The sequence below is a fragment of the Pseudomonas donghuensis genome (assembly GCF_000259195.1).
GTDB classification, from domain to species: Bacteria; Pseudomonadota; Gammaproteobacteria; order Pseudomonadales; family Pseudomonadaceae; genus Aquipseudomonas; species Aquipseudomonas donghuensis.
The window spans coordinates 23,672-29,864 of the sequence record NZ_JH650782.1 but is presented as its reverse complement, the minus strand read 5'-3'; the positions used below and the strand labels follow the sequence as shown (position 1 = coordinate 29,864).

General features: G+C 65.1%; 6 protein-coding genes. 4 read left to right on the top strand and 2 right to left on the bottom strand.

What is annotated here, in order from left to right; all coding sequences use genetic code 11:
• The 3 genes from UW3_RS29930 to UW3_RS0123890 all read left to right on the top strand — a co-directional run.
• The coding region (locus UW3_RS29930) for an ATP-binding cassette domain-containing protein (RefSeq protein ID WP_010226319.1) at nucleotides 1-529 on the top strand (529 nt) is incomplete at its 5' end.
• Complete coding sequence (locus tag UW3_RS0123895) at nucleotides 526-1,824, top strand: HlyD family type I secretion periplasmic adaptor subunit (RefSeq protein ID WP_010226317.1); 1,299 nt, start codon at nucleotides 526-528, stop codon at nucleotides 1,822-1,824. The genes UW3_RS29930 and UW3_RS0123895, both read left to right, overlap by 4 nt.
• Before the next feature lie 12 nt (nucleotides 1,825-1,836).
• Nucleotides 1,837-3,177 carry a TolC family outer membrane protein gene (locus tag UW3_RS0123890; RefSeq protein ID WP_010226316.1) on the top strand — a complete coding sequence of 447 codons (1,341 nt, stop codon included), beginning with the start codon at nucleotides 1,837-1,839 and terminating at the stop codon, nucleotides 3,175-3,177.
• Here the strand turns inward: UW3_RS0123890 and UW3_RS0123885 are convergent.
• On the bottom strand, nucleotides 3,174-4,367 hold the full coding sequence (locus UW3_RS0123885; protein ID WP_010226315.1) for an MFS transporter: 1,194 nt from the start codon (nucleotides 4,365-4,367) through the stop codon (nucleotides 3,174-3,176). The two genes, UW3_RS0123890 and UW3_RS0123885, sit on opposite strands and share 4 nt — an antisense overlap.
• A 106-nt stretch (nucleotides 4,368-4,473) precedes the next feature.
• On the opposite strand from UW3_RS0123885, the gene UW3_RS0123880 reads away from it, so the two are divergent.
• Nucleotides 4,474-5,361, top strand: coding sequence for a LysR family transcriptional regulator (locus UW3_RS0123880; RefSeq protein ID WP_010226314.1), 888 nt, complete (start codon nucleotides 4,474-4,476; stop codon nucleotides 5,359-5,361).
• A 6-nt stretch (nucleotides 5,362-5,367) separates the two neighbouring features.
• On the opposite strand, the gene UW3_RS0123875 is transcribed toward UW3_RS0123880, so the two are convergent.
• On the bottom strand, nucleotides 5,368-6,117 hold the full coding sequence (locus UW3_RS0123875; RefSeq protein WP_010226313.1) for a 3-oxoacyl-ACP reductase family protein: 750 nt from the start codon (nucleotides 6,115-6,117) through the stop codon (nucleotides 5,368-5,370).
• Nucleotides 6,118-6,193: the final 76 nt, after the last annotated feature.

Sequence of the window (6,193 nt, the reverse complement as noted above, 5' to 3'; positions counted from 1 at the left end):
GGGCCCGCACATCGGTTCCCTGCCACAGAACATCGAACTGCTGCGCGGCAGCATTGCCGAGAACATTGCCCGCTTTGCCGAACTGGACGGCCACAAGGTGGTCGAGGCGGCGCGTCAAGCCGGTGTGCACGAGCTGATTTTGCGCTTGCCGCAAGGCTACGACACCCGCCTGGGCGAAGACGGCGGCGATCTTTCCGGCGGGCAGAAGCAGCGCATCGCCCTGGCTCGTGCCTTGTACGGTGGGCCGAGCCTGATCGTGCTCGACGAACCCAATTCCAACCTCGACACCAGTGGCGAGGCGGCGCTGGCTACCGCCATTGCGCAAATGAAAGCCCAGGGCCGCACCGTGGTGCTGGTTACCCATCGCTCGGCCGCGCTGGCCCAGGCCGACAAGCTGCTGGTACTCAGCGAGGGCCGGATGCAGGCATTTGGGCCGGCGCATGACGTCATGCAGGCCCTGAGCCGGGCCCAGGAGCAGGCTCAGCGCCAACCGGCCAATGCCGCATTGGCAACCGGAGGTGGCGCATGAGCCAGGTCGATAAAAGCCGCAGTGCACGCTTTTATGTACGCCTCGGCTGGTTGCTGACCCTGGTCGGCTTTGGCGGTTTTATCGCCTGGGCAACCCTGGCGCCGCTTGATCAGGGCATTGCCGTGCAAGGCACGGTGGTGGTCTCGGGCAAGCGCAAGGCGGTGCAGTCCCTGGCCGGCGGCGTGGTCAGCCGCATCCTGGTCAGTGAAGGCCAACGGGTTAAGCAGGGGCAGCCACTGTTTCGCTTGGACCAGACCCAGGTCCAGGCTGACGTGCAGTCGCTGCAGGCCCAGTACCGGGTGGCATGGGCCAGCCTGGCACGCTGGCAGAGCGAGCGCGACAACCTCGGCGAAGTCGTCTTTCCGGCAGAACTCAGCGCCGACCCCGACCCGCAGTTGAGCCTGGTGCTTGAAAGCCAGCGGCAGTTGTTCAGCAGCCGCCGCGACGCCCAGGCCCGTGAGCAGGCCGGGCTGACCGCCAGTATCGACGGTGCGGTCGCCCAGTTGGCAGGCATGCGCCGCGCCCGTGGCGACCTGCAGGCCCAGGCCGATTCACTGCGCGAACAACTGGAGAACCTCAAGCCGTTGGCCAGCCAGGGCTATATCCCGCGCAACCGCTTGCTGGAGTATCAGCGTCAGTTGTCCCAGGTCCAGCGCGACCTGGCGCAGAACAACGGCGACAGTGCGCGGTTGGAGCAGGGCATCGTCGAGTCGCGGCTGAACCTGCAACAGCGTCGTGAGGAGTATCAGAAGGAAGTGCGTAGCCAACTGGCGGAAGCGCAGTTGAAAAGCGTCACCCTGGAGCAGCAACTGACCTCGGCCGGTTTCGACTTGCAGCACAGCGAAATTCTCGCCCCGGCCGATGGCATCGCGGTCAACCTGGGCGTGCATACCGAAGGTGCGGTGGTGCGTGCCGGAGAAACCCTGCTGGAGGTGGTGCCCCAGGGCACTGCCCTCGAGGTCGAAGGGCGCTTGCCGGTCAACCTTGTGGATAAAGTCGCGGTACAGCTGCCTGTGGATATCCTTTTCACGGCCTTTAACCAGAGCAGCACGCCGCGGGTAGCGGGCGAGGTGGCGCTGATTTCCGCCGACCAGTTGCTCGATGACAAGACCGGCCAGCCGTACTACGTGCTACGCAGCACGGTCAGCGAACAGGCACTGGCGCGCCTTGACGGCCTGGTGATCAAACCGGGAATGCCGGCCGAACTGTTCGTGCGCACCGGCGAGCGCTCGATGCTCAATTACCTGTTCAAACCCCTGCTCGATCGGGCAGGCACTGCGTTGACCGAACAATAAGGAAGCCCGTGCATGAAAAGCTTGATGACCGGGCTGCTGGCGGCGTTCGCCCTGACAACAGGGGCGGGCGCGCAGGCCATGGGGCCGTTTCAGGTGTATGAGCAGGCGCTGCGCAAGGACCCGGTGTTCCTTGGCGCGCTCAAGGCCCGCGAAGCCGGGCAGGAAAACCGCGCCATTGGCCGCGCCGGTTTGCTGCCGAACCTGTCGTACAACTACAACAAGGGCCGCAACGATTCCAAGGCCCGCTACCTGGGCGACTCGCGGCGCGAGGATGAAGACCGTCACTACAACAGCTATGGCTCGAGCTTCATCCTCCAGCAGCCCTTGCTCGACTACGAAGCCTACGCCAGCTACCGCAAGGGCGTGGCCCAGGCGCTGTTCGCCGACGAGGCGTTTCGCGACAAGAGCCAGGAGTTGCTGGTGCGGGTAATGACCAGCTATACCCAGGCGCTGTTTGCGCAAGACCAGATCAGCATCAGCGTGGCGAGCAAGCAGGCGTATCAACAGCAGTTCCAGCAGAACCAGCAACTGTTCCAGCAGGGCGAGGGTACCCGTACCGATATTCTCGAAGCCCAGGCCCGCTTTGAGCTGGCCGACGCCGAGGAGATCCAGGCGCGCAACGATCAGGACGCCGCCTTGCGTGAGCTGGGGGCATTGATCGGCGAACCCTCGGCACGCATCGACGAACTGGCGCCGATCAACGACGGCTTTGCCTTGCTGGCGCTGCAACCGGCGACCTATGAGGCCTGGCATGAGCTGGCGCTGGCCAATAACCCGCAACTGGCATCCCAGCGCCAGGCCCTGGAGGTGGCCGAATACGAAGTGGAACGCAACCGTGCCGGGCACCTGCCCAAAGTCACCGCCTACGCTACATCGCGGCAAATGCAGTCTGACAGTGGCAACACCTACAACCAGCGCTACGACACCAACACCATCGGCATCGAAGTCAGCCTGCCGTTGTTTGCCGGTGGCGGGGTGTCGGCGGCCACCCGTCAGGCCAGCCGCAACCTGGAGCAGGCCGAATACGAACTGGACGGCAACACCCGGGCAACCCTGATCGAGTTGCGCCGCCAGTACAACGCCTGCCAGTCGGGCGTCAGCCGCCTGCGCGCCTATCAGCGGGCGCTGACCTCGGCCGAGGCGTTGGTACAGTCGACCCGCCAGAGCGTGCTGGGGGGGGAGCGGGTCAACCTCGATGTGCTCAATGCCGAGCAGCAGTTGGCAACCACCCGCCGCGACCTGGCCCAGGCCCGCTACGACTACCTGCTGGCCTGGGTCAAGCTGCATTACTACGCCGGGACCCTGCGCGAAGAGCACCTGGCCCGGGTCGATGAGGCCTTTGTACGCCGTTAGGCGGTACGCAGGCGCACGGCGCGCTGGCGTTCGGCCAGGCCCCAGACCAGCAAGGCCAGGGCGCCGATGCTCAGACCGGCGATGACAATACCGTCCCAGCCGTAGCGCTGGAACAGTTGCGTACCGAGCAGCGAGCCGAGTGCGCCGCCGATGAAGTAGCAGGTGATGTAGCCGGCATTCAGGCGGTTGCGGGCTTCCGGGCGCAGAGCAATCACGGCATTCTGGTTGCTCACGTGCACCAGTTGAACCGCCAGGTCGAGCAACAGCACACCGAGCAACAGTGCCGCCAGCGACGACTGTGCATAGGCCAGCGGCACCCATGAGAGCAGCAAGGCCAGCAAGCCTACCGTGGTGCCCAGCGGGCCTTTGCCACGGTCGGCCAGGCGCCCGGCCCAGTTGGCCGACAGGGCACCGGCGGCACCAGCCAGGCCGAACAGTCCGATCACGGCGTCAGAGAAATGGTAGGGCTCGGCCGACAAGAGAAACGCCAGCGGGGTCCAGAACAGGGCAAACAAACTAAACGACAACAGGCCCAGCAACGAGCGCAAGCGCAGGATCGGCTCGTCAACGAACAGGCGGAACACCGAGCCGAGCAGCGCTGGATAGCTGAGCCCGGCGTGCTGATGACGCTCGGGCAGGGCGCGGAACAAGGCGATCGCCGACAGCCCCATCAACGCCGCAGCCAGCAGGTAGATGCTGCGCCAGCTGCCCAGTTCGGCCATGAAGCCGGCGGCGGTGCGCGCCAGCAGGATGCCCAGCAGCAACCCGCTCATCAGCGTGCCGACGACTCGCCCGCGCTGCGCTGGATCACTGAGGCCGGCGGCCATCGGCACCAGCACCTGAGCGACTACCGAGAACAGGCCGGTGAGGGTGGTGCCGATCAGCAGCCATGCCAGGCTGGGCGAAAAGGCGCTGATCAGCAGGCCCAGGGTGCTGATGGCGATCATGCTGACGATCAGTTTGCGCTGTTCGAACAGGTCGCCCAGAGGGGCCAGCAACAACAGGCCGGCGCCGTAGCTCAGCTGTGCGGCGATGACGATGGCCCCGGCGCTGGCGGTGGTCAGGCCGAAGTGTTCGGCGATGCTGTGCAGCAAGGGTTGGGCGTAATAGTTGCTGGCGACGGCAAGGCCCGTGGCGGTCGCCATCAGCAGAATCAGGCCGCGGCTCAGAGTGTGGCAGGAAGAGGTCATGGACCGTCTCGATCAGTGGCAGTTGGGAAGTGACAGTATCGGAAATACGCTAGCATGACGCCAATGTATCGTTTTCATTCTATCCATCTTGAAAATAGATCAATCCATGAACCTCAAGCAGATTGAATATGCCCTGGCGGTGGTCGACACCGGTAGCTTTACCCGTGCCGCCGAGCGCTGCCATGTGGTGCAGTCGGCCTTGAGCCACCAGATTGCCAGGCTGGAAGAAACCCTCGGCGTCAGCCTGTTCGAGCGTAGCTCGCGGCGCGTGCGCCTGACGCCGGCGGGCGAAGCCTTCGTGCAGAGTGCCCGGCCAGCGCTGGAAGCCACCCGGCGGATTGCCGAAGATGTCGCCGCGGCCTGTGGCGAAGTACGCGGGCAATTGTCCATCGGCGAGATCACCTCGCTGACCGAACTTGACCTGGTCGATCTGCTGGCCGATTTTCATGCTCAGCACCCGTTGGTGGATATCCGCTGGCTGATGGCCAAGAGCGAGTTGCTCATTGCCGATGTGCGCGAACGGCGCCTGGACGTGGGCTTTATCGGGGTTTGGCCGGGCGAGCGGCTGGACGGCGTCGAGTACCGCCTGCTGGCCGAAGAGGAACTGGTGGCGGTCATGGCCGTCGAGCATCCCTTGGCGGGTGCCGCGCGCTTGTCCCTGGTTGATCTCCAGGCCCAGCCACTGGTGGATTTTCCGGCCGGTAGCGGCGCCCGCCGGCAAACCGACGAGGCCTTTGCCGCCGCCGGCGTGCGTCATCGGGTGCAGTTCGAGGTGACCAATATCCGCCTGGTGGAGAAGTTTGCCAAACGCGGCCTTGCCATCGGCCTGGTGCCGGCGCGAATTGCCAACAGCTTCAACGGCGTGATGTCGGTGGCAATCGAGGATGCGCCGGTGCGTCACGTGTATGCGATCTGGTCGATGCACCCGACCCCGGCCGCCAGGGCCTTTGCCCAGCTGATTGAACAGCGCCTGGCGGTCAGGGATGGCCATTGACCCGCCTCAGGCCGCGAAGCCGCCGTCGATGCTCAGGCTGGCACCGGTAATGTAGGCTGCCTCGGGGCCGGCCAGGTAGGCGACGAAGCTGGCAATCTCGTCGACATGACCGTAGCGACCCACGGCCATCAAGCCCATCAGGCTTTCGGCGAATTCGCCTTGAGCCGGGTTCATGTCGGTGTCCACCGGGCCCGGCTGGACATTGTTGATGGTGATGCCCAGCGGCCCGAGGTCACGGGCCAGGCCGCGAGTCAGGCCGACCAACGCCGATTTGCTCATGGCATAAGGGCCGCCACCGGCGAAGGGCATGCGTTCGGCATTGGTGCTGCCGATGTTGATGATCCGCCCGCCCTGGCCCATGTGCCGGACGGCCGCTTGCGTGGCCACGAAGACGCTGCGCACGTTCACCGCCAGGGTGCGGTCGAAGTCCTCCAGGCTGAAGTCCGCAAGCGGCCCCACCGCCAGAACCCCGGCATTGTTGACCAGAATATCCAGGCGACCGAACGCTTCAACAGTGCTTTGCACCGCCTGCTGCACAGCGCTGGCATCGGCACTGTCGGCCTTGATGGCCAGGGCCTTGCCGCCGGCGGCGATGATGCTCTGTTGCAGGGCGTCGGCCTGGGCCGTGGCGTTGGCATAGGTGAAGGCGACACTGGCGCCTTCGGCGGCCAGGCGTTTGACGATGGCGGCGCCGATACCGCGCGAACCGCCCTGGATCAGGGCTACTTTGCCGTGGAGGCTGGATTGGGTCGACATGCTGTGCTCCCGAAAGAACAAGGCTGGATGCCTTGGATGGGGCTCAGTATCGGCCGCTGATTACCCTGTCGGTAGC

Excerpts from the sequence above, each read along its gene's own strand:
- UW3_RS0123895 (WP_010226317.1), top strand. The coding sequence starts at position 526 with ATGAGCCAGGTCGATAAAAGCCGCAGTGCACGCTTTTATGTACGCCTC.
- UW3_RS0123880 (WP_010226314.1), top strand. The coding sequence starts at position 4,474 with ATGAACCTCAAGCAGATTGAATATGCCCTGGCGGTGGTCGACACCGGT.
- UW3_RS0123885 (WP_010226315.1), bottom strand. The coding sequence starts at position 4,367 with ATGACCTCTTCCTGCCACACTCTGAGCCGCGGCCTGATTCTGCTGATG.
- UW3_RS0123890 (WP_010226316.1), top strand. The coding sequence starts at position 1,837 with ATGAAAAGCTTGATGACCGGGCTGCTGGCGGCGTTCGCCCTGACAACA.
- UW3_RS0123875 (WP_010226313.1), bottom strand. The coding sequence starts at position 6,117 with ATGTCGACCCAATCCAGCCTCCACGGCAAAGTAGCCCTGATCCAGGGC.